The following is a 23851-nucleotide window of genomic DNA, read 5'->3' as shown; positions in this document are numbered from 1 at the left end:
TTCGACACAACGCAGTGACGTTAGCTGAAAGCCCGTCTTGCTGCCAAGCTCCCTACGGTGCCGGCTAGCACTTCAGCGAACACAACAAAGGCCCGCTGCCTTGGCAGCGGGCCTTCGTTACATCGCGATATGGCAGATCAGAACTTGTAGTTCACACCCACCTGGTAGGTGCGGCCCCATTCCACGGTTTCCAGCGGACGATCCTTGGTGCCGGCATAGGTTTCGTACTTGGAGTTGGTCAGGTTGCTGGCCTGCAGGAACAGGCTCAGGCCGCTGAACATGGTGCTGTCGGCGAAGCTGTAGCCTACCTGCGCATCCAGCACGTTCTCACCCTTCACATAACGCAGGGTGCGGGCGCCGTTGAAGTTGCCGATCTCACCGATGAAGTCCGAACGCTTGCGCTGGTTCAAACGCACTTCAAAGCCGCTGTTCTCGTAGTAGGCGGTGAAGTTGTAAACGCGCTTGGACAGGCCCGGCAGCATGATCGGATCGCTGCCAACGCTGGAGGTGGTGCCCGGATCGGGCTTGATCTTGATGTCGCTGTCGTTGAAGCTGGCGCTGGCCACCACGCCGAAGCCGCGCAGGGCGTCGGAGAACAGATCCAGCGGCAACGATGCGGTCAGTTCAGCGCCGCGCAGGCTGCCACCGGTGCCGTTGAACGGGGCGGTGTAGTAGCCGGTCATCTGCGCCGGCTGCTGCAACTGGGCTTCATTGGTGTCAACCTTCAGCCACTCTGCTACCTGGTCGGTGAAATCGTAGCCGTCACGCTTTTCGGTGTAGATGTAGCTCTTCAGGTCCTTGTAGAACACGGCAGCAGCCACATAAGCCTTGTTGCCGAAGTACTTTTCCCAGGACAGGTCCACGGCGTTGGCGACCCACGGACGCAGATGCGGGTTACCGCCGCTGGCGCCGGGCTTGCCCAGGGTGGTGTCCATGCCGAATTCCATCGAGGCACGCAGTTCATCCACGCGCGGGCGCGCTACCTGGCGGGCCAGGGCGAAACGCACGGTGTTCTCGGCCGGCAGCTCGAACGCCAGGTTCAGGCTGGGCAGGAAGTCCAGGTACTTCTCGCCTTCGTTGATCGGAACAACTTCATTGCCCACGCCCTGCGAGCTGTCCCAGTAGTTGGAGCGCGAGGATTGGTCGGCGTACTGGGCCTGGATGCCGACGTTGCCGCGTACCGGGATCGAGCCGATCTGCGTGCTGATGTTGGCGCGCAGGAAGGTGGTGGTGATCTTCTCATCCACCGTCCACTGCTTCGGAATCAGGTAGCTCTCGGTGGTGGTCGGGTTGAACAGCATGTAGCGGCCAACCGCTGCCGGTACGTTCCAGGCGGGGATATAGCCGGCGCCGGCAAAGCCCAGGTTGACCGGCTTGTACTGCAGGTCAGCGGCGATGTTGGTGATGCCCTGGGCACCCAGGTTGATGTTGCCTTCGGCCTGGGTCTTGTTCTTGCTGCGATCGGCGTAGTTGACGCCAACGTCGAAGTCGGAGAACCAGGTGAAGCCTTCCGGTACCGGGAAGGTGGCAGCCAGCTTGAAGCCCTTCAGCTCGTCGTCAACATGCGGGGTCTTGCCGTAACCCGAACCATAGATGGTGTTGGTCAGGTAGAGCTTGCTGTAGTCCGAATAATCAAGGCCGGGCGTGAACTGCGGGAAGCTGCCGCCTGCGAAATTCAGCTTGACCGAATCCAGCATCGGCGCCGGCAGCAGCTGCAGGTTGTTCTCAAGGTTCAGTTCGTCACGCTCGGCCTTGGACCAGCTGACGTCGGCCACCACGCGCACCTCGCCGAAGGTGAATTCGTTGTTCCAGCCAACCGCCTTGATGGTGTCTTCGCGGTTGTTGTACATGCCGCGCACCAGCGGGTAGACGTTGTGCGCCACGCCGCTGACGAAGCTGCCATTGCCGTTGACCACCACGTCGGTGACGTTCAGGCGGTCATAGCCACCGTTGTAGTCGCCCAGATGGATTTCCATCTGGTTGGCGGTGTCGTATTCCTTGGCCTTGGTGTAGAAGGTGTCCAGCGTGCTGGTCCAGCTGTTGTTGGGCCGGAACTGCAGGGTTGCCATCACCCCGTCGCGCTTGGAATGGCCGGTGCGGCGCAAGGCCTTGATGCCGTCGGAGTAATAGGTGCCTTCAGCCACGCCGGGGCGCCAGTTGTCACCGATTGCCTGCCATGGCTCATACAGGCCGACCTGGTTTTCCTGCTTGGACATCTCCGAGTGGGAGATGCCAATGGCCAGGCCGATGGTGTTGTCGGCGAACTTGTCGACGTAGCTGAAATTGAGGCGGTTGCCATACGGATCTTCGCCGGCCGCTTCGCCCAGCGAGTTCTTCTGGTAGCGGCCGCTGACGGCGATGACGCGCTCGTTGTAGCTGAGCGGGCGCACGGTCTGCAGGTCCAGCGTGCCGGACAGGCCCTGGCCAACTAGGCCTGCGTCGGGGGTCTTGTAGACGGTGACGCCGCTGATCAGTTCGGACGGGTACTGGTCGAACTCCACCGAGCGGTTGTCACCGGTGCTGACCATTTCGCGGCCGTTGAGCAGGGTGGTGGCGAAGTCGGGCGACAAGCCACGCACGCTGATCACCTGGGCGCGGCCAGCGACGCGCTGGGCAGCCAGGCCGGGCAGGCGGGCGATGGATTCGGCGATGCTGACGTCGGGCAACTTGCCGATGTCTTCGGCCGAGATGGCTTCCACGATCGAGGTCGAGTCGCGCTTGACCGAGATCGCACTCTCGATGCCGCGGCGGATGCCGGTAACGGTGACGGTATCCAGGTCAGTGGCCTGGGCCTTTGCTTTTGCAGTGGCCTCGTCGTCCACGCTCTGCGCGTGTGCGGCGGTTGCGCCCAGCGTGATGGCCGAAGCCAGTGCAACGCTCAGCAGGTTGCGCTTGTTGTTCAACATACTCCCCTCTCCCAGGTGATGTCGGTTGGTTGCTTTTCTGCTCCCCCACATGGGTGCGGGGGATGCGTCGCATTGTTTTTTTCGCTGCTTGCGACTGTCTCGCATGGTAATCAGCACGCAAGGCCGTGGCGCCGACCTGCATACGTATTCAATGGCGTGCAGGGGCGGCAGATAGGTCTGAAAACGCTTTCTGCGGTGGTTTTGGATGTCTGTACAGGGAAAGGGCAGCGGGCACCTGCGCCGCTGCCCTCAAGCCGTCATCTCCATTGATGCGGAAAATGACGGGTGGGAAGCAAGGCCCGAAACGCCTTGCTTCAGTGCGACAGGGGCTTAATCCAGCGGTACAAACCGCAGCGCAGCGCCGCCACCGGCGCCCAGCTGCAATTTGATACGGTCGCCACGGCCGACCTCGCGCGTCTCGCGGACGAAGGCAAACGGTGCGGTTTGCCAGTTGGCGCCGTCACCGTCGCGGTAGATTTCCGCGCGATAGCGCTTGCCCGCGTCGAGGAAGCTCAGCGGCACGTCCAGCGCCTGCGGCGTCTCGCTGCCGACGCTGCCGACGAACCATTCCTGGCTGCCGCGGGCCTTGCGTGCAAACGTCACGTATTGGCCGACTTCGCCGTTCAGGACGTGGCTTTCTTCCCAATCCACCGCCACGTCCTTGATGAACTGGAAGGCGTCCGGATGCTGCGCGTAATGCTCGGGCAGGTCGGCCACCATCTGCACCGGGCTGTACAGCACCACGTACAAGGCGAGTTGCTTGGCCAGGGTGCTGCGCAGGGCCAGGCCGTTGCGGCCCTTCAGGCTGACGATGCCGGGCGTGTAATCCATCGGCCCGCCCAGCATGCGGGTGAACACCAGCGTGGCCTCATGGCCCGGCGGGTTGGGCGGGTTGCCCCAGGCGTTGAATTCCATGCCGCGCGCACCCTCGCGCGATACCCAGTTGGGGTAGGTGCGGCGCAGGCCGGTGTCCTTGATCGGCTCGTGCGAGTTGATCGCGATGTGCTTGGCGGCGGCCTGCTGCAGCACGCGCAGGTTGTGGTTGCTCATCCACTGGCCTTCGTGCCATTCGCGGGTGATCGGGCCATCGGCCTGATCCTGGCGGTGGATGTCGCCGGCGTCGCAGACATAGCCGGTCTTGATCACGTCCACGCCGTTGCGCGCGTACAGATCCAGCGCTGCCGGCAGCTGCCGCTCGTAATGGCTGACCGCGCAAGCGGTTTCATGGTGGCCGATCAGGTGCACGCCCTTGCCGGCGGCATAGCTGGCAAGCCCGGGCAGGTCGAAATCGGGCGTGGCGCGGGTGAAGTCGAAAGCCTCGCCATTGGCGAACCAGTCGCCGTCCCAGCCAACGTTCCAGCCTTCCACCAGTACGCCGCGGAAGCCATTTTCGGCGGCAAAGTCGATGTAGCGGCGGGTATTGGCGGTGGTGGCGCCGTGCTTGGGGCCGGTGGCCCAGGTTTCGGTTTCCAGGTGCAGCGACCACCACACGCCGGCATATTTGGCCGGCTTGAACCAGCTCACATCGCCAATCGCGTTGGGCTCGTTGAGGTTGAGGATCAGGCTGGATTCGGCCAGATCGCCGGCCTTTTCGCCGATGGTGATGGTGCGCCACGGGGTATTGAAGGGCAGGGCGCGCACAACCGGCGCACCGCTGCTGGACGGGGTCAGCGTGGCGTGCAGGATGTCGCCATCACCGCGGGCCAGGTTCATGCCGGCATAGTCGACCAGCGCGGCTTCATGGATGGAGATATGCAGGCCGTTGTCGCTGCGCAGGGTCAGCGGGGTCTGCGCGGTGCCAACTTCCTTCAGCGGCGTCTGGTGGTACAGGTATTCCTCGCGGTTCCACTCGAAGGCGGGGATCCACCACGCGGTCGCCGGGCGGGCCAGCGCGAATTCGGTCAGTTCGGCGTGGATCTGCGCCTGCTTCATGCCGGACTGCTGCGGGAACTCGTAGCGGAAGCCGATGCCATCGTCGTAGACGCGGAACACGACATCAAAGCGGCGCTCGTAGTTGCGGCCGGCGCCCGGCTTCTCGGTGAAGCTGGCACGTAGCTCGTTGTAGTGGTTGCGGGTGAGGCGGCGCTCGCCCCACGGCTGCTCCCAGGTTTCATCGAAGCTGCGCTGCGACTGGCCGGTCAGCGCGACATTGCGCTCCAGCCGGCCATCGCCCAGCAACATGCCCAGCCGCGACGGCGCAATCACCGCCTCGCCGTTGCGTTCCACCCGGTACGAGGGGCGGCCCTCGTGCTGGGATTCGACGATCACCACCAGGTGCTTGTCGGGCGAGGTGACGCGCGCCAGGTCGGCGGCGTGGGCCGGCAGGCAGCTGATCAGCAGCAGCGCGAAGGCGGCTTTCAGCGACAGGCGGGCAGGGGTGGGACGTGTATCGGCCATGCGGGTCTCAACTCCGGGTTCTGGTCGGCGCGCCGGCCCTGCGGGGCGGCACGTGGCGCCACTATTCCCCGGCGCAGGCCGCCGTGGGCGCAATGCCGCATTGAATACGTATGCAACGGCGGTGCAGATCACAGGTGCGCCCTCTACCATGGCCGCAGCGCATCCGCGCCCAACCATCGCATCCGTGATTCCCGGAGGGGGGAAGCGCTTGATGAATAGCAAACCGCAGCTGTCGTTCTGGCAGATCTGGAACATGTGTTTCGGCTTCCTGGGTATCCAGTTCGGCTTCGCGCTGCAGAACGCCAATGCCAGCCGTATCTTTGAAACGCTGGGCGCGCCGATGGATGCGGTGCCGGGGCTGTGGATCGCCGCACCCCTGACCGGCCTGCTGGTGCAGCCGGTGATCGGCTACCTGTCCGACCGCACCTGGACGCGCTGGGGCCGCCGCCGGCCTTACTTCATGATCGGCGCGGTGCTGACAACGCTGGCCCTGCTGGTCATGCCGAATTCGCCGACGCTGTGGATTGCGGCAGGCACGCTCTGGGTGCTGGACGCATCGATCAATATCTCGATGGAGCCGTTCCGCGCCTTCGTCGGTGACCAGCTTTCGCCCAGGCAGCGCCCGGCCGGGTTTTCGATGCAGAGTTTTTTCATCGGCGTAGGCGCGGTGGTGGCCAGCTTTCTGCCCTTCATCCTGGCCCACTTCGGCGTGGCCAATACGGCCGGTCCCGGTGAAGTGCCCGATACCGTGCGCTATGCGTTCTATTTTGGCGCCGTGGTGTTGCTGCTGGCGATGAGCTGGACCGTGTTCAGCACGCGCGAGTACTCGCCGGCCGAGCTGGCCAGCTTCGATGATGCCGAGCCGTCGCCGGTACACGCCGCACAGCGTGTGGGTGGCCCGCCGCAGTGGCGCCAGATCGGTCTATGGCTGGGCCTAGGCGTGGTACTGGCGGCCCTGATCGCGTGGCGGCAAGGTGATCGCATGCTCTATGTGCTGGCGGGCCTGTGTGCCAGCTACGGTTTGTTGCTGGCGGTGGCGCGGGTGCTGCCGGGCACGCATATGCTGGCCACCATCGTCGACGACCTGCGCAGCATGCCGGGCACGATGCGGCGCCTTGCCTGGGTGCAGTTCTTTTCCTGGTTTGCACTGTTTGCGATGTGGATCTACACCACCGCAGCGGTAGCCGGCACCCATTTCGGCTCTACCGATACGCAGACCGCGGCCTACAACGAAGGCGCAAACTGGGTCGGCGTGCTGTTTGGTGCCTACAACGGTTTTGCCGCGGTGGCTGCGCTGATCATTCCATTGATGGTGCGCGCGATCGGCCTGCGCTGGAGCCACCTGGTCAACCTGTGGCTGGGTGGGCTGGGGCTGATCTCGCTGATGCTGATCAAGGACCCGCATTGGCTGCTGCTGTCGATGGTGGGCGTGGGTTTTGCCTGGGCATCGATCCTGTCCTTGCCGTATGCCCTGCTGTCGGACAGCGTGCCGGCGGCCAAGATGGGCGTGTACATGGGCATCTTCAATTTCTTCATCGTGATACCGCAGTTGGTCGCGGCCAGCGCGCTGGGTTTTGCCCTGCGCAACTGGCTGGGCGGTGACCCCATCCACGTGCTGGTGCTGGGTGGTTGCAGCCTGTTCGTGGCCGGGCTGTGTGTATTGCGGGTTCCGTCGCAACAGGAGGTGGTGTGATGCGTAGTCGTTTGGCAGCAGCGGTGGGTCTGGCCTTGGTGGCGGGTACGGCTTTGGCCGGCAACCGGCCGGAGTACATCGGCACCACCGAGCCGTTTGCCAGTGACGCGGTGTACTTCGTGGTCACCGACCGTTTCGTCAATGGCGATGTCAGCAACGATCACCGCGATCAGGGTGGCGAGCACCCAAGCTTCGATATTCCGGTGCCATGCCCGGACAAGGTTGACGGCAACATCGGCTACCTCGGCGGCGACTTCAAGGGCGTGCTGGACAACGCCGACTACATCCGCAACCTCGGCTTTGGCGCGGTGTGGATCACGCCCATCATCGACAACCCCGACCAGGCCTTCACCGGCAGCAAGCCGATCAGCTGCACCAGCACGCTGACCGACCGCGGCAAGACCGGCTACCACGGTTACTGGGGTATCAACTTCTACAAGCTGGACGAACACCTGCCCAGCGCCGATCTGGATTTCGCCGGGCTGACCAAGGGCCTGCACGACGCCAAGCTGAAGGTGGTGCTGGATATCGTCGGCAACCACGGTTCCCCGGCCTGGACCATGCCCAAGCGCCAGCCGCAGTTCGGGCAGATCTTCGACAAGGACGGCAAGCTGATCGCTGACCACCAGAATCTGGCACCGGACAAGCTCGACCCGAAGCACAACCCGTTGCACGCGTTCTACAACAACATCGGCCCGGTCGATGGCAGCAAGGGCTCGATCTTTGACGGCAACCTGGCCGAGCTGTCGGATTTCAACGAGCACAATCCGGCGGTGATGGACTATCTGGTTGGTGCCTACCTGCAGTGGACCGCGCAAGGCGTGGACGCCCTGCGCATCGACACCATCGGTTGGCTGCCGCACCCGTGGTGGCATGAATTCGTGCAGCGCATCCGCGCCGAGCACCCGGGCATGTTCATGTTCGGCGAAGCCTTCGACTACGACGCGGCCAAGATTGCCGAGCACACCTGGCCGTCGAACGCGAATGTCAGCGTGCTTGATTTCCCGCTGCGTGGCGCTTTGTCATCGGTGTTCGGCAAGGAGCAGAAGGGCTTTGAGGCCCTGGCCGAACCGCTGCATCTGAGCGGTGGCCCGTATGCGAATCCATACGCACTGATGAGCTTCTACGACAACCACGACATGGCGCGGCTGGATGCCAGCGACGCCGGTTTCATCGATGCGCACAACTGGTTGTTCACCGCACGCGGTATTCCGGTGCTTTATTACGGCTCGGAAATCGGCTTCATGCGCGGCCGTGCCGAGCATGCCGGCAACCGTGCCTACTTCGGCCAGCAGCGTGTGGATGCTGCAGGGCAGAGTCCGATCTTCGCGCCCTTGCAGCGCATCGCCAAGCTGCGCGAAGCAACGCCCGCATTGCAGCGTGGCCTGCAGGTCAACGAGCGCTTGCAGGGCGACGAGGCGGTGTTCTACCGCGTGCTGCAGCAGGGCGATACCGCGCAGACGGTATTGGTGCTGTTGAACAAGGGCGATGCCGCGCACACGTTCGAGGTGAGTCGTTATCTGCAGGCCGGGCAGTGGCGTGATGCATTGGATGGCGGCAGCGTAAAGGTGAAGCACACGCTGCAGGCCGAGGTGCCGGCGCATGGCGTCAAGGTGTTCGTGCTCGATGCGCAGGTGAACCAGAGCGAGCTGCAGGCGCAGCTGGACGCGGCGATGGCGGATCAGATCGCGCGGGACAAGAGATTGGCGCAGTAGCGCCCGCTTGAGCCCCTCTCCCGCAGGCGGGAGAGGGGGGGGCAGTTTCAGCTTCGCGCCCAAAGCCACCCCTCCCCAACCCTCTCCTTTGCTGCGCAAAAGGGAGGGGGCTGATCGTGACGAGCGGCAGGCTTTGCTTGTCTCCCTCCCTTTGCCGCAGGCAAGGGGAGGGTCGGGGAGGGGTAGCTCTTGCTTCTGCGTCTGCCCCAGCTCCCGCTCCCGCCTTTGCGACGCCACCAGCCCCACCCGCTACAATCCGCCCCCAGGCATTCCCGGCGGCATCGCATGAACCAGCTTCCCCCACAGACCCCCATCGAAACCCTGTTGCAGACCGCAATGGAAGGCAAACTGCCGATCCGCGCCTTCATGCAGGCCTTCGTGGCGTCCGAGGTGGTGTTGCTGACCGGCAGCCTGGTCACGCCCGACGGCAGCGGCTTTGATCCACTGCTGTTCGACAAACAGGGTGTGCTGCATGTGGCGGTATTCACCGATATGACGCGGGTTGGCTTCCACCAGCAACAGGCCCCGCACAACATCCGCATGCTGATGCTGGAGGTGCTGCGGCGGGTGCCCGGCGGCTATGGCGTGGTGATCAACCCCGGCACCCCGCTGGGGTTTGAGATATCGCCATCGGGCGTGGGCGAGATCCTCAAGGATTTCACCTGATAGAGCCGCCGTCCCCGCTACGCGAACACCTGTAGCCCGGGTAAGCGCAGCGCACCCGGGGCCTGTGCCTGATCGCGCGCGTGGTTGCCGGTTTCAATTGGATCGTCTTGCTTTCCCCGGGTGCGCTGCGCTTACCCGGGCTACGGGGCTACGGGGCTACGGGGCTACGGGGCGAGTCGCGCTTCGCCGTTGCTCAGCCGCGGCGCGAAGACTCGCGCACCACCAGCTTCACCGGAATGGTCAGCCCTTCCACGGCTTCACCGGCAATCAGGCCAAGCAGCTTGTCGACCAGCAGCTGGCCGGCCTGCTTGGTGTCCTGCTGCACCGTGGTCAGCGCCGGCGATACCGAGGCTGCCAGCGGAATATCATCAAAACCGGTCACTGCGATGTCCTGCGGCACCTGCAGGCCACGTTCGCGCAGGGCGCGCAAGGCACCAATGGCGATCAGGTCGCTGGCCGCGCAGATCGCATCAAACGCCATGCCTTGATCCAATAGCGCCAGACAGGCGGCATGGCCGGATTCCTCGGTGGTGATGGCATCGTGCTGCAGGCGCGCATCCGGCGTCAGCCCACTGTCGCGCAGCGCCTGCACGTGGCCACGGTAGCGCTCTTCGAATTCCGGGTAGTGGCTGGACGCATGGCCGAGGAAGGCGATGTGGCGGCAACCCTGCTCCAGCAGGTGCGCGCTGATGTCGTAGCCGCCCTGGAAATTGTCGCTGCCCACCGACACCCCAGGCTGGCCGGGCAGGGCGGCGCCCCAGCGCACGAAATGGGTGCCTTGCTCGACCAGCCGCTGCAGGCGCTCCACCGACTCGTGGTAATCGCCATAACCCAGCAGGATGATGCCGTCGGCCTTGTTGCTGTCCTCGAAATCGGCGTGCCAGTCGCTGGACAGCTGCTGGAAGGACACCAGCAGGTCGCGGCCATGCAGGGCGCAGGCGCGGGTGATCGAGCCCAGCATCGAGTGGAAGAACGGGTTGATCAGCGAGTCGTCCGGGGTCGGGTCCTCGAAGAACAGCAGGGCCAGCGTGCCGGATTGCTGGCAGCGCAGGCTGGAGGCGTTCTTGTCGACCTTGTAGTTCAGCTGCCGGGCGATATCCAGGATGCGCTGGCGGGTCTCGGCGTTGACCATCGGGCTGCCGCGCAGCGCTCGCGACACGGTGGGCTGCGAAACGCCCGCCATGTGTGCGATATCCAATGAGGTGGCTTTGCCCTTGATGACCATCATGCCTGGCGCTGTGAAGACGTCGGGCATCATGCCATGGGCCACGCGGTACAGGGACGGGCGGAAGCGCTGCGGGGCCGGGCCTGAGCCCGTCCCGGGCGTGCGCTGGGGCCGCTTCAGCTGCTCCGGGGAGGGCGCAAGCCTTACGTGCCAAGGCATCCGCGGATTGACTGATATCTGTCGCGGGAACGATATAATACGTCGGCTATTGCCCGCATCCGGCGGGTGGACCCCAACGGAAGAGTAGGAACCTATGGCCCGCGGCATCAATAAAGTCATCCTCGTCGGCAATCTCGGCAACGACCCGGACACCAAGTACACCCAGGCCGGCATGGCGATCACCCGTATCAGCCTGGCCACCACCAGCGTGCGCAAGGACCGTGACGGTAACCAGCAGGAGCGTACCGAATGGCACCGCGTGGTGTTCTTCGGCAAGCTCGGCGAGATCGCCGGTGAATACCTGCGCAAGGGCAGCTCGGTCTATGTCGAAGGCGAATTGCGCTACGACAAATACACCGGCCAGGACGGCGTGGAAAAGTACACCACCGACATCGTCGCCAACGAAATGCAGATGCTCGGCGGCCGTGGTGAAGGCGGCGGTGGCGGCATGGGCGGCGATCGTCCGCAGCGCCAGTCGGCTCCGCGTCAGCAGCAGGGCGGCGGCCAGGGCGGTTACGGCAACCAGGACCAGGGTGGCGGCGGTGGCTACGGCGGCGGTCAGCGCCAGCAGCAGCGCCAGGCACCGGCGCAGCAGCAGTCGGCTCCGCCGATGGATGATTTTGCCGACGACGATATTCCGTTCTAAGCCACCCATCGGTGTTGGTGAAATGGATTGAAGAAAAGCCCCGTTTTACGGGGCTTTTTTTTATCCGAAGAATTCTTCCTTTCAATGCGCCATTATCTGGATGGGCGCGCAGGCCTCATCGAGTGTGTCAACGGCGCGGCCGCAATCCAGGCGCTTCTCCACGGTCTTTTGCAGACCGTTGAATTCAACGCTGCAACCGGCGATCCCGCCGCCGAGCGGGTAGTACGGTGCCATCTTGTTGCGACATTCCATCACCAACACGCAGCAACCGGTGCGGCAGACGTTGTGCCGCGCAGCATGGGTTTTCGTGCACCGCGTCTTGCAAAAATTTGATTCCCTCCTTTATGGTGCAATCGATTGCATTGCTGCCAATCGTCAGCGTTTGTTACCGGCTGGGAGGCCGGAAGGTGGATGTCCATCCATTCGATCGAACCGGCACCGGCCCCGGTGCTCACCCGGCGCGATGCGCTGCGCATTGCTGTCGCCGGGAGCCTTGGCCTGGGTGTGGCCGGTGTGCTACCTGCGCTTGCTGCCGCTGCACCGCTCAAAGGCAACCTCAAGCATTCCGTGGCCCGCTGGACGTTCCCGCAGCAGTCGGTTGCCCAGCTCTGCAGGACGGTGAAGGACATCGGTTTTGCCGCCATCGACCTGGTAGGCCCGGAGGATTGGCCCACGCTGAAGGCCAATGGCGTGTACAGCTCGATGTGCAACGGCGCGGAGATTGGCCTGGACAAGGGCTTTGCCGGCAGCCAGTTCCACGACCAGCTGGTGCAGCGCTATATGCGGCACATCGATCTGGTGGCCGATGCCGGCTATCGCAACCTGATCTGCTTTTCCGGCAATCGCAACGGCATGGATCCGCAGGAAGGCATGGCCAATGCCGAAGCGGGGCTCAAGCGCATCCTCGGGCATGCGGAGAAGCGCGGCGTGGTGTTGGTGATGGAGCTGTTGAACTCCAAGGTCGATCACCACGACTACCTGTGCGACAACTCCGCATGGGGCGTGGAGCTGTGCCGGCGGATCGGTTCGGATAATTTCGGCCTGCTCTACGACATCTACCATATGCAGATCATGGAGGGCGACATCATCGCCACCATCGGCAAGCATCATGCCTGCTTCAAGCACTACCACACCGCAGGCGTGCCTGGCCGGCACGAGATCGGTGACCAGCAGGAACTGCACTATCCCGCCATCTGTCGCGCGATCCGCGACACCGGTTTCGAAGGGTATCTGGCGCAGGAGTTCATGCCTGCCGCAGCAGATCCCGTCAACTCGCTGCGCGAGGCCATCCGCCTCTGCGACGTCTGAAACGATATCCACCCAGGTGAAATACCCATGGCAGACAATCATTACGACGCCATCGTCGTTGGCTCGGGAATCAGTGGCGGTTGGGCAGCGAAGGAGCTGACCGAGAAGGGCCTCAAGGTGCTGATGTTGGAACGCGGACGCAACATCGAGCACATCAAGGACTACGTCAATGCGATGAAGGAGGCGTGGGATTTCCCACATCGCAACCGGCCAACACAGGCGATGAAGGCCGATCATCCGGTGCTGATGCGGGACTACGGTCTGGTTGAGAACCTTGAAGGCATGTGGGCTGATGAAAAGGAATCGCCCTATACCGAGACCAAGCGGTTCGATTGGTACCGTGGCTATCACGTAGGCGGTCGCTCGCTGTTGTGGGGGCGGCAGAGTTATCGCCTGTCTGACCTGGATTTTCAGGCGAACCTCAAGGACGGCATCGCTACCGATTGGCCAATCCGTTACGCCGACATCGCGCCCTGGTACGACCACGTGGAGAGGTTCGCCGGCATCGCCGGCACGCGCGAGGGACTGGATGTATTGCCTGACGGCGAGTTCCTGCCGCCGATCCCGTTGAACATCGTCGAGAAGGACGTGGCCGCGCGGATCAAAAAAGCATTCGGTGGTACGCGCCATATGATCCACTCGCGCACCGCGAATATCACCCAGCCCATGCCGGAGCAGGGCCGCGTCAACTGCCAGTACCGCAACAAGTGCATCCTGGGCTGTCCCTTTGGTGCGTACTTCTCGACCCAGGCGGCGACGCTGCCGGCGGCGATGAAAACCGGCAACCTGACCTTGCGGCCGTTCTCGATCGTCAAGGAAGTGCTCTACGATAAGGACCGCAAGCGTGCGCGGGGCGTGGAGGTCATCGATGCCGAGACCGGGCAGACCTATCAGTACACGGCCAAGGTCATCTTCCTCAATGCGTCCTCGTTCAACTCGACCTGGCTGCTGATGAACTCGGCCACCGATGTCTGGGAAGGCGGGCTGGGTTCTGCGTCCGGCGAGCTGGGGCACAACGTGATGGACCATCATTTCGGTGCCGGCGCCTCCGGCCGCATTGAGGGTTATGAAGACAAGTACTACTTCGGTCGTCGCCCCTGCGGTTTCTACATTCCCCGTTTTCGCAACGTCGCCGCGGACAAGCGTGGCTACCTGCGCGGGTTTGGCTACCAGGGCGGCGCCAGTCGCACCGGCTGGTCGCGCGAGATCGCCGAATTGAACATCGGTGCCGACCTGAAGGAGGCGCTGACCGTGCCAGGCGACTGGCGTATCGGCATGACCGGGTTCGGTGAAATGCTGCCGCACCACGACAATACGATCCGGCTGGACCCGGACCGCAAGGACAAGTGGGGGTTGCCGGTGTTGGCGATGGACGTAGCGATGCGCGCGAACGAGCTGGCCATGCGCAAGGACATGGCTGCCGACGCCGCCGAGATGCTGGAGGCCGCAGGCGTCAAGGACGTGAACATGCACGACAACGACTACGCCCCGGGCAAGGGTATCCACGAAATGGGGACCGCGCGCATGGGGCGTGATCGCAGTAATTCGGTACTGAACCAGCACAACCAGGTCTGGGACGCGCCCAATGTCTACGTGACCGACGGTGCCTGCATGACCTCCAGCGCCTGTGTGAATCCGTCGCTGACCTACATGGCGCTGACGGCACGGGCCGCCGACCATGCCGTGCGCGAACTGAAAACGGGGAACCTGTGATGGATCGTCGTGAATTGCTGAAAATGATTGTCGCCGCTACCGGCGCGGCGATGATCGGCTTGCCCGCGCTGGTGCAGGCACAGTCTCCGGCCGCGGGGGCGAAAGCACTCTTCTCTGCTGCCGATGCCGGCATGCTGGACGAGATTGCCGAGACCATCCTGCCGCGTACCAAGACGCCGGGGGCGAAGGACGCCGGCGCTGGGCTTTTCATGGTGCGGTTCGTCAGCGACTGTTACACCGCTCCGCAGCAGGAGACGTTCCGCGCCGGCCTGGTTGATATCGACAAGCGCGCCGGTGGCCGCTTCGTATCGCTCACGCCGCAGGCCCGCACCGAACTCCTGCGCGCGCTGGATGCGGAAGCAAAAGCGCACGCGGTCAGGGTGACCGAGACCGGCACCGCCCAGGAAGACGGCGTGATGCCGCATTACTTCACGATGATCAAGCAACTGGCGATTTTCGGTTTCTTCACCTCCAAGGTCGGCGCGACCGAAGTGCTGCAATACGTCGCCGTGCCGGGGCGTTACGACGGTGAGCTGGCGTATGTTCCTGGTACGCCCGCGTGGGGGACAAGCTGATGGACCGCAACGATCTGATGATCGGCCCCGTGCTGATGGCGGCCTGCCTGCTGGCTGCGGCACCTGCGTTTGCGCAGGCCGCCGGCGACCACGCGCGCGATCCTAAGACGACCGAAGTGTGGGCGCCCGTGCCGACGATCGTGGCCACGCCGGTAGGCATCGCCCCATCCGACGCGATCGTGCTGTTCGATGGCAGGGATGTTTCGGCGTGGGAATCCGAGCAGGGCGGGCGCGTGCCTTGGTCCGTTGCCGATGGTGCGCTCACGGTGGTTCCGGGCAGCAAGGGCATCCGCACCCGGCAGTCCTTCTGCGACATCCAGCTGCATGTGGAGTGGCGCACGCCTGTCGAAACCAAGGGGTTCGAGGGGCAGAACCGTGGCAACAGCGGCATCTTCCTGCAGGCGCTGTACGAGCTGCAGGTGCTCGACAGTTACAACAACGCCACCTATGCCAACGGCCAGGCCGGCTCGATCTATAAGCAGGCGATGCCGCTGGTGAATGCCTCGCGCGCACCGGGGCAATGGCAGAGCTACGACATCATCTGGAAGGCACCACGTTTTTCGCAGGGCGGCGGGCTCACTACGCCAGCCCGCATCACCGTGCTGCACAATGGCGTGCTGGTGCAGGACGACACCGTGCTGGCGGGCAAGACCGAGTACATCGGCGCGCCTTCGTACGCGCCACATGCTTGCGCACCGCTCTACCTGCAGGAGCATGATTCCAAGGTCAGCTACCGCAACATCTGGGTGCGCGAGCTTTAGGCCTTGCTTCTAGTTCGCCAGAAAAACGGCGATGTCATCGATCTCCTGCTGCGACAGCTGGGCGAAGGGCGGCATCAGTCCGCCGCCCTGCCTGATCTTGTCCTTGATCTGTGCCGGTTGCAGCCGCTTGGCCACGTCCGTGAGCGCGGGAAACGTCGGCGGAATACCCGCCCGGGTTGCGCCATGGCAGGCAATGCAATGCGTTGCGTAGAGCTGCGCACCGGCGGCTGCAGGATCGTCCTTGGGCCACGCAGTGAGTGCAAACATCGCGCCGGATAGAACCACCGCCATGGTGAGGATCGGTTTCAAGCAGGTGTGCAAGCGCGTTTGCAAGCGGGAATCCTTCACGCGTCAGCGCCGTGCATTGGCGCTGGCGGGGACCGCGGGGTTGAGGTGTTCACGCAGGTAGTCCGCGCCGGCCTGGATGACCTTGGCCGGGTCGCGTGGCTGGTCGTGCTCGATGATGTACCACTGCACGCCGGCCGCTGCGGCGGCAGGCAGGATCGCGTTCCAGTCCAGCACGCCCTGGCCAACCGCGGCGAAACCGCCTTCGTCTTCGGCCTGGCCTGCCGGTGCATTGTCCTTGGCATGTACTGCGAATACATGGCCACGGAATTTACCCAGCATCACCGCCGGGTCCAGGCCTGCACGCGCAACCCAGGCCAGGTCCAGTTCGGTCTGCAGCTCAGGGCCGGCCGCTGCGAACAGCAGTTCCAGCCCGGTCCTGCCATTGAAGTCGACCAGCTCGAAGTCGTGGTTGTGGTAGGCCAGACGCATGCCCTTGGCCCGCACCTGTTTCGCGATCTGGCCCAGTTCCCGGCCCAGCGCGGTCCAGCCCGCGGCATCGGTTGGGCGCTCCTTCTCGGCCAGGTAGGGCACCACCAGCGTCGTGTTGCCGATCGATCGGTTGAAGTCCACCACGCCATCCAGGCCGGTGCGCAACTCGGCCAGGTGCACGTGTGATGAAATTGCCTTGATCGAATATCGGTCCAGCAGCTGCTTGAGTTCGGCAGCGCTGACGTCCTGCGTACCAACGGTTTCCACCGCGCGCACGCCCGCGTCGTGGACGATCTTCAACTGCTGGTCGAGCGAGCCGGCGTTGCGCAGGGTGTACATCTGCACCGCGATCGGCGCTTGCGGACCGGCGCTGTCGCGTGCGAAGGCGGGCAGGGCAGCGAGCAACAGCAGGGCGAGGGTTGCAGTTCTGCGAGCAGCGATGTTCATCAAGACATCCTCCGGGAATTCAACCGATGGCGGTCCAGGCGCGTGTCCTGGCCGATGCAATGACGTGATCGACGATGCGTGCCGAACGCACACCGTCCTCGAAGGTGGGCAGGCCTTGCGGCTGCTCGCCGTCGATGGCGCGATAGGTGTCGGCGACAAACGCCTCGAAGCACTGGGCGTAGCCCTGCGCGTGACCGGCCGGCAACACCGATAGCCGGCGTTGTTCGGCACTGCCGGCACCCGGCCCGCGCACGAAGACTTCCTCGCGCTGGTCGGGCAGGCCGATCCACAGCCGCTCGGCATCCTCCTGATTGAATGCCAGGCTGGCCTTGGCCCCGTCGATTTCGAACCACAGACGGTTGCGGCGCCCTGCCGATACCTGGCTGACCGTCAACGACGCCAGCGTACCGGCGCCGGTACGGAACATCGCCGCCGCCACGTCCTCGCTGGCTACCGCCTGCATCGCGCCGCCCGCCGCCGGTGTGCTGAAGCTCTGGCCGGTGACGGCGCCGCGTTCGGCGATCACCGTGTCGAAGGCCGCGCTGACCTCGGTGAAGCGCTCGCCGCTGACCCATTCCACCAGGTCGCACCAGTGCGAACCGATGTCGGCGAACACGCGCGACACGCCGCCCAGCGTTGGGTCCACGCGCCAGTTGTTGCTGGCAGGGGCCAGCAGCCAATCCTGCAGGTAGCTGCCGTGGATCAGGTGCAACGGCCCCAGTTCGCCTTGCGCGATGCGAGCGCGCGCCTCGCGCACCACCGGGTGGTAGCGGTAGACGAAGGGCACGGTGGCGACCAGCCCGGTCGACGCCGCCAATGCCGCCAGCGCCTGGGCGTCTTCCAGCGTGGTGGCCAGCGGCTTCTCGCAGACCACGTGTTTGCCAGCTTCAAGCGCGGCCTGCGCGATGGGGCGGTGCAGATGGTTGGGCGTGCAGACGTGCACGACCTGTACCTGTGGATCGGCGAGCATGTCTTCGATGCTGTGGTAGCCGCGCGGGGCACCCCACGCCTGCGCCACCTCGACTGCGCGCTGCGGGGAGGAGGCGGCTACGCCACGCAATTCGGCACCGGCCAGCAATACCGCGCGGCGATGCACGGCAGCGATCATGCCGGTGCCGACGATGGCGATTCCAAGCTTTGGCATCGGTGGGGCTCCTCAGGGCGTGGAAGGCGCAGCCGCGACCAGCGGGCGGTCGCGGAACAGCAACAGGAAGGCGATCAGCACCACCAGCGCCACGCCAGCCGGGAACAACCAGATCTGCTGCCAGTCCGGCCCTGCAGCGGTGGTGAAGTGTTCCACTACCGCGCCGGACAGGAAGGTGCCGATCAACATGCCCACGCCATACGTGGCCAGAGTGATGAAGCCCTGTGCGCTGCTGCGCGCGGTGGGGCCGGCATGGGCATCGGTGTAGATCTGGCCGGTGACGAAGAAGAAGTCGTAACAGATGCCGTGCAGCACGATGCCGATCAGCAGCAGCGAGAAGCCGCCGCCCGCATCGCCAAAGGCGAACAGGGTGTAGCGCACCACCCATGCCGCCATGCCCACCGCCAGCATGGTCTTCACCCCAAGGCGCGCGAACAGGAACGGCATGGCCAGCATCAACAGGACTTCGGAGACCTGGCCCAGCGACTGCAGACCTGCTGCGCCGCGCACGCCCAGATCGTTGAGATACGGGTTGGTGAAGTTGTAGTAGAACGCCAGCGGAATGCAGATGGCGATGGAAGCGAGGAAGAACACCAGATAGGAGCGTGACTTCAGCAGCCGCAGCGAATCCAGCCCGAGGATCTGCCCGAGCCCGGCGTCGCGCTGTTGCGCCAGCGGCGGCGTGTGCGGCAGGGTGAATGCATACAGGCCCAGCACCAGCGATGCCATCGCCGCCATCCGGAATGTCAGCTCCAGCCGGTGTGCCTGCTCCCAACCCAGCCAGCCGATCAGCACGCCTGCCACGATCCAGCCGACGCTGCCGGCCACCCGCACCAGCGGGAATTGTTTCTCAGGCGACTGCATGTGCCGCATCGCCACGCTGTTGGCCAGTGCCAGCGTCGGCATGAACAACAGCATGTAACCCATCACACAGGCGGAGAACGTGCTGAAGCTGGCTGCGGTGGACGCAAGCCACATGAGCACAGCGCCGATCAGGTGCAGTACCGCCAAGATGCGTTGCGCGGCGAAGTAGCGATCCGCGATCAGGCCGACCAGGAAGGGCGCGACGATGGCACCGATCGATTGGCTGAGGAAGGCGGTTGCCACCTGGCTCGCACTGGCCTGAAGCGGGCCCTGCACAAGGTACGTCCCCAGGGTCACAAACCACGCTCCCCAGATGAAGAACTGCAGAAACATCATCGCGCCCAAGCGCGACATGGTGTGCGTCATGGCTTGCCCTCCTGGGCGGTTGATGGCTCAGATACCCAGCATGCGGTGCAGTGATCCAGGATCGGTGCCGCTGTCGGCAAAATCGTCGAAGGCGCGCTCGGTTACGCGGATGATGTGGTCGCGGATGAAGCTGGCGCCCTCACGCGCGCCGTCTTCCGGGTGCTTCAGGCAGCACTCCCACTCCAGCACCGCCCAGCCTGGGAAGTCGTATTGGGCGAATTTCGAGAAGATCGCCTTGAAGTCGATCTGGCCGTCGCCGAGCGAACGGAACCGCCCCGGCCGATCGATCCAGTCCTGGTAACCGCCATACACGCCACTGCGTGCGCTGGCGTGATACTCCGCGTCCTTGACGTGGAAGATGCCGATGCGTTGGTGATAGCGGTCGATGAAGCCCAGGTAGTCCATCTGCTGCAGCAGCAGGTGGCTGGGGTCGTACAGGATTTTCGCGCGGGGATGCTGGTCCACCACCTCGAGGAAGCGTTCGAAAGTCGCGCCGTCGTGCAGGTCCTCGCCCGGGTGGATCTCGAAACACAGGTCCACGCCGCAGGCATCGAAGGCATCCAGAATGGGGCGCCAGCGGCGGCCGAGTTCGGCGAAGGCTTCGTCCACCAGCCCGGGCGGGCGTTGCGGCCAGGGATAGAAATAAGGCCAGGCCAGCGCGCCGGAGAACGTGGCATGCGCGGTCAGCCCCAGCCGCTGGCTGGCCTTGGCAGCCAGCAGCAGTTGTTCTACCGCCCAGGCCTGGCGGGCGGCCGGATCGCTGCGCTTGTCCGGCGGCGCGAAGCCGTCGAACAGGCTGTCATAGGCGGGATGGACGGCGACCAGTTGCCCCTGCAGGTGGGTGGACAGTTCGGTGATCTGCAGACCATGCCCGGCCAGCATGCCGGCGACGTCGTCGCAGTACGCCTGGCTGCGTGCGGCCTCGGCCAGATCAAACAGTTGGGGAGCGCTGGTGGGTACTTGTAGGCCAGAATAGCCTAGGCCCGCAGCCCATCCGGCCAGCGTGTCGAGCCGATCAAAGGGAGGTGTGTCGCCGATGAACTGCGCCAGGAACAGTGCTGGACCCTTGAGCGTCTTCAAGCTGATTGGCCTCGATGCAATCGATTGCATTACCCTAGCATGGGCTCCTCGCAGACCCGTTGTGCGCTGCACAGCGTCAAGAAGAACGTAACGCCATGGCAACCATCTATGACATCGCAAAGCGCGTTGGCGTCTCCGCCGGAACGGTGTCGCGGGCGCTTTCGCGGCCGGACAAAGTCCTGCCGGCCACGCGCACGCGCATCGAGCAGGCCGCCGCCGCGTTGGGCTACATCCCCAACACGGTTGCCAGGACGCTCAAGACCCAGCGCAGCGGCAAGATCCTGGTCACCGTCCCGGACATCGCCAATCCGTTCTTCGCGCAGATCCTGCAGGGTGCGGAGGACGCTGCGCAGGCGGTCGGCTACGCCGTGCTGCTGGGCGATACCCAGCATCAACCGGACCGCGAAGAGCGTTATGCGCAGATGCTCAGGCGCAACGAGGCCGATGGTCTGATCGTGTTGGGGCATCGCCTGCCGCCGACGGCGCGCGACATCGTCCAGCAGCTGGGCGATGCGGCACCGGTGGTCAATGGCTGCGAGTTCGACCCGGCACTCGGCATTCCCAGCGTCCACATCGACAACGCGGCCGCCGCGCGGGCAGTGATGGAGCACCTGTATGGACTGGGGCACGAGCGGATCGCGGTGGTTGGCGGGCCAGCCGACAACCCCTTGCACCAGCAACGGCTGGAGGGGGTTCGGGCCGCTGGCAAAGCGCGTGGCCGGCTGCGCCAGCTCAGCATCGTGCCCGGCGACTTCTCGGTGGAATCCGGGCATGCGGCCGCGCTGGCGCTGTTGGTTCTCGCGCCTGCGCCGACCGCGATCTTCTGCTTCAGCGACCAGATGGCACTGGGCACCCTGGCGGCGTGCCGGGATCTGGGCATCCGCGTGCCGGATGACCTGTCCGTTGTCGGCTTCGATGACCTGGCGTCATCCCGTTACCTCACGCCTCCGTTGACCACCATTCGGCAGCCCATGCGGGAGATCGGCGAGCGCGCGGTCAACCTGCTGCTCGCCATCATCGAACACGTTGATGTGCCGCTTCAGCAGACGCTGGATTTCAGCTTGATGTTGCGAGGCTCCACAGGCGCGCCAAAGAAGGAATGAGGGCCAGGGCGGGGCAGGGTGCTGCCTTGGGGTGGTTCCCAACCCAGGACGCGGCTCGGATTAGCCTGTCTTTTTGGACTGATCTCCCGGACTGGATTGGTATCCCAGCCATCGGCGATTCACCTCGCTCCCGGCGGCAGGCCATTCGAACATCGCGGGCCACGCGCTCGGACCTTTACTACAAGGGCACAACCGTTGTGATCGCCGCTTGATGTGTGTGGTCCCGAAGGCCACGCAGTGCATGGCCCTTTTGTTTGTGCAATGTCCGAACAAGATGTCGGTGGTGACCGACGGCTATGACCACATGTCAATTGGGCCTAGTCCGAAAAATACATTTCGTTGTTTGTGAAGGAATCGAATCTGCAGGTTTGCTAAAATCGCCAGCAGATTTGTGCTTACAGGGGGCGGGCGCAATCAGGGCGGACGGGAGGTTTCCGGTTCTGGTTGTGTAGCCGATGTTTTTCGGAATGGTGCGCAGGCCCCAATCATTCCGCGCGGCCGATGGCTGCAATTGCTCAAGGACGGTTGTTTCATATGCAAGGCAAAGGAATGCGGGTGCGTGGCGCGTTGATGACGCGTGCGCGGGTGTTGGTGGTTGCATGTGCGGCCGTGCTCGGAAACGGCGCCGCACAGGCGCAGACAGCAGACGTAAACGCACAGGAGTTGCTGCGGCAACAAGAGCGCGAGCGCGTCTTGCGTGAGCAGCAGGAAGCACAGCCCGATGCGCGTCTGCAGGCCACCCCGGAAGAAAATGTGGGGCGTTTGCCCGTTGATGAAGCGCCGTGTTTCGTCATCAACCACATCACTCTGGATGGCGAAGAGGCTGAGCGCTTCCGCTGGGCCTTGAAGGCCGCCGATCCCAAGGACGATCCCGCTACCGGGCGCTGCCTGGGTACAGCCGGCGTCGATATCGTGATGAAGCGCGTGCAGAACGCGATCATCGCCCGCGGCTATGTCACCACCCGTATCCTCGCCGCGCCGCAGGATCTGAAAAGCGGGACCTTGCAGCTGACCGTGGTGCCGGGCCGCATCCATGCGATTCGCTTTGCCGACAGCGCGCAGTCGCATCCTGCATTGTGGAATGCGATGCCGGCGGCAGCGGGCGACCTCTTGAACCTGCGCGATATCGAACAGGCCCTGGAGAACTTCCAGCGCGTGCCAACCGCGTCCGTGGACATCCAGATTGCGCCACCGGCCGAAGGGGCCGATGCCAAGCCGGGTGAAAGCGATCTGCTGATCAGCTGGAAGCAGCGCTCCAAGGTCCGCGCAAACCTGACCCTGGACGATTCCGGCAGCCAGTCCACCGGCAAACTGCAGGCCGGCGCCACGGTGTCGCTGGACAACCTGGCCGGCCTGAATGATCTGTTCTATCTCAACGCCGGCAAGTCAGTGTTCAACGGCAGTGGCCGCGACACCGACAGCTGGGCCGCGCACTACAGCGTGCCGGTCGGCAAGTGGCTGCTTGGCGTCAACGCCAGCAAGTACGACTACAGCCAATCGGTTGCCGGTGCCTACGAAACCTATGTATACAGCGGCGCCAGCCGCAACGCGGAAGTGCGCCTGACCCGCATGCTGTTCCGCAACGCCAGCTTCAAGACCAGCGGCTATGCACGGGCCTGGTACCGCGACTCGAACAACTTCATCGACGACACCGAGATCGAAGTACAGCGCCGACGCATGGCGGGCTGGGAGCTGGGGCTGGCGCACAAGCACTTCTTCGGCAACAACACGCTGGATGCCGGGCTCGCCTATCGGCGCGGTACCGCGGCATTCGGCGCCTTGCCTGCACCGGAGGAAGCCTTCGGCGAAGGCACCGCGCGTGGCCGCATCATCACCGCCGATGCGCAGCTGATGCTGCCTTTCAAGCTCGGCAAGCAGCCCGTGCGTTACACCGGCAGTTGGCGTGCGCAGTGGAACCGTTCCCTGCTGGTGCCGCAGGACCGCTTCTCCATCGGCGGCCGCTACACCGTGCGCGGTTTTGACGGCGAAATGTCACTGAGCGGCGAGCGCGGCTGGGTGCTGCGCAACGAGCTGGGCTTCGCGCTCGGCGGTGGGCAGGAGGCCTATCTGGGCGCGGACTACGGCCATGTCGGTGGCCCGGCCACGCGCTGGCAGATGGGCGACTACCTGGCGGGCGCGGCCATCGGCCTGCGCGGTGGTGTTGCCCACGCGCAATGGGACGTCTTTGTCGGCAGCCCGCTGCACAAGCCGGCGGGTTTTCCAACCGCATACACGACGTTCGGCTTCAGCCTGAGCGTCTCGTTCTGATACCCGGCGGCCGAGCCGGCTGCCTACATATGGAACCT

19 protein-coding genes are annotated in these 23851 nt (G+C 64.3%); 11 read left to right on the top strand and 8 right to left on the bottom strand.

Annotation, left to right across the window (positions count from 1 at the left end; all coding sequences use genetic code 11):
• Positions 1–137 precede the first annotated feature (137 nt).
• Both ABB27_RS05515 and ABB27_RS05510 read right to left on the bottom strand, forming a co-directional pair.
• Complete coding sequence (locus tag ABB27_RS05515; protein WP_057627232.1) at positions 138–2906, bottom strand: TonB-dependent receptor; 2769 nt, start codon at positions 2904–2906, stop codon at positions 138–140.
• Positions 2907–3236: 330 nt separating this feature from the next.
• Positions 3237–5303: a glycoside hydrolase family 97 protein gene (locus ABB27_RS05510; RefSeq protein ID WP_057627231.1), complete on the bottom strand. Its 2067-nt coding sequence runs from the start codon at positions 5301–5303 to the stop codon at positions 3237–3239.
• Between the two features lie 211 nt (positions 5304–5514).
• Between ABB27_RS05510 and ABB27_RS05505 the strand changes: the two genes are divergently transcribed.
• From ABB27_RS05505 to ABB27_RS05495, 3 genes are all read left to right on the top strand, one after another.
• The gene (locus tag ABB27_RS05505; RefSeq protein WP_057627230.1) at positions 5515–6996 is read left to right on the top strand and encodes an MFS transporter; all 1482 of its coding nucleotides are present in this window, start codon (positions 5515–5517) and stop codon (positions 6994–6996) included.
• Positions 6996–8711, top strand: a complete 1716-nt coding sequence (locus ABB27_RS05500; protein WP_057627229.1) for an alpha-amylase family glycosyl hydrolase — start codon at positions 6996–6998, stop codon at positions 8709–8711. The genes ABB27_RS05505 and ABB27_RS05500 overlap by 1 nt, the downstream gene beginning before the upstream one ends.
• Before the next feature lie 285 nt (positions 8712–8996).
• Positions 8997–9377, top strand: a complete 381-nt coding sequence (locus ABB27_RS05495; protein ID WP_057627228.1) for an SseB family protein — start codon at positions 8997–8999, stop codon at positions 9375–9377.
• A 193-nt stretch (positions 9378–9570) separates the two neighbouring features.
• Here ABB27_RS05495 and ABB27_RS05490 read toward each other — a convergent pair whose 3' ends face one another.
• Positions 9571–10602, bottom strand: a complete 1032-nt coding sequence (locus tag ABB27_RS05490) for a LacI family DNA-binding transcriptional regulator (protein WP_057627273.1) — start codon at positions 10600–10602, stop codon at positions 9571–9573.
• A 253-nt stretch (positions 10603–10855) separates the two neighbouring features.
• On the opposite strand from ABB27_RS05490, the gene ABB27_RS05485 reads away from it, so the two are divergent.
• The 6 genes from ABB27_RS05485 to ABB27_RS05465 all read left to right on the top strand — a co-directional run bounded on the left by ABB27_RS05485 (position 10856) and on the right by ABB27_RS05465 (position 15764).
• Positions 10856–11407, top strand: coding sequence for a single-stranded DNA-binding protein (locus ABB27_RS05485; protein WP_057627227.1), 552 nt, complete (start codon positions 10856–10858; stop codon positions 11405–11407).
• Between the two features lie 27 nt (positions 11408–11434).
• Positions 11435–11740, top strand: a complete 306-nt coding sequence (locus ABB27_RS19630) for a hypothetical protein (RefSeq protein WP_152984450.1) — start codon at positions 11435–11437, stop codon at positions 11738–11740.
• Between the two features lie 78 nt (positions 11741–11818).
• Positions 11819–12715 (top strand): hydroxypyruvate isomerase family protein, encoded by an 897-nt coding sequence (locus ABB27_RS05480; RefSeq protein WP_211263675.1) that lies wholly within the window; start codon positions 11819–11821, stop codon positions 12713–12715.
• Positions 12716–12742: 27 nt separating this feature from the next.
• On the top strand, positions 12743–14428 hold the full coding sequence (locus tag ABB27_RS05475; protein WP_057627226.1) for a GMC oxidoreductase: 1686 nt from the start codon (positions 12743–12745) through the stop codon (positions 14426–14428).
• Positions 14428–15003, top strand: coding sequence for a gluconate 2-dehydrogenase subunit 3 family protein (locus ABB27_RS05470; RefSeq protein ID WP_057627225.1), 576 nt, complete (start codon positions 14428–14430; stop codon positions 15001–15003). Before ABB27_RS05475 ends, ABB27_RS05470 begins: the two co-directional genes overlap by 1 nt.
• A 17-nt stretch (positions 15004–15020) precedes the next feature.
• Positions 15021–15764: a 3-keto-disaccharide hydrolase gene (locus ABB27_RS05465; protein ID WP_425477500.1), complete on the top strand. Its 744-nt coding sequence runs from the start codon at positions 15021–15023 to the stop codon at positions 15762–15764.
• Between the two features lie 9 nt (positions 15765–15773).
• On the opposite strand, the gene ABB27_RS05460 is transcribed toward ABB27_RS05465, so the two are convergent.
• From ABB27_RS05460 to ABB27_RS05440, 5 genes are read right to left on the bottom strand one after another with little or no spacing between them, the layout of a single operon-like run.
• A complete protein-coding gene (locus tag ABB27_RS05460; RefSeq protein WP_244479150.1) occupies positions 15774–16073 on the bottom strand; it encodes a c-type cytochrome in 300 nt (99 codons plus the stop codon).
• A gap of 42 nt (positions 16074–16115) precedes the next feature.
• Positions 16116–16988 (bottom strand): sugar phosphate isomerase/epimerase family protein, encoded by an 873-nt coding sequence (locus tag ABB27_RS05455; protein WP_057627224.1) that lies wholly within the window; start codon positions 16986–16988, stop codon positions 16116–16118.
• 19 nt (positions 16989–17007) lie between these two features.
• On the bottom strand, positions 17008–18132 hold the full coding sequence (locus ABB27_RS05450) for a Gfo/Idh/MocA family protein (RefSeq protein WP_057627223.1): 1125 nt from the start codon (positions 18130–18132) through the stop codon (positions 17008–17010).
• A 12-nt stretch (positions 18133–18144) separates the two neighbouring features.
• Complete coding sequence (locus ABB27_RS05445; RefSeq protein WP_057627222.1) at positions 18145–19362, bottom strand: nucleoside permease; 1218 nt, start codon at positions 19360–19362, stop codon at positions 18145–18147.
• A gap of 27 nt (positions 19363–19389) precedes the next feature.
• The gene (locus ABB27_RS05440) at positions 19390–20442 is read right to left on the bottom strand and encodes a sugar phosphate isomerase/epimerase family protein (protein WP_057627221.1); all 1053 of its coding nucleotides are present in this window, start codon (positions 20440–20442) and stop codon (positions 19390–19392) included.
• A 95-nt stretch (positions 20443–20537) separates the two neighbouring features.
• Between ABB27_RS05440 and ABB27_RS05435 the strand changes: the two genes are divergently transcribed.
• Both ABB27_RS05435 and ABB27_RS05430 read left to right on the top strand, forming a co-directional pair.
• A complete protein-coding gene (locus ABB27_RS05435) occupies positions 20538–21545 on the top strand; it encodes a LacI family DNA-binding transcriptional regulator (protein ID WP_057627220.1) in 1008 nt (335 codons plus the stop codon).
• A gap of 534 nt (positions 21546–22079) precedes the next feature.
• On the top strand, positions 22080–23813 hold the full coding sequence (locus tag ABB27_RS05430) for a ShlB/FhaC/HecB family hemolysin secretion/activation protein (protein ID WP_244479148.1): 1734 nt from the start codon (positions 22080–22082) through the stop codon (positions 23811–23813).
• Positions 23814–23851: the final 38 nt, after the last annotated feature.

Source organism: Stenotrophomonas terrae, from assembly GCF_001431465.1.
Taxonomy (GTDB): Bacteria; Pseudomonadota; Gammaproteobacteria; order Xanthomonadales; family Xanthomonadaceae; genus Stenotrophomonas; species Stenotrophomonas terrae.
This window is presented reverse-complemented; position numbering and strand designations above follow the sequence as displayed.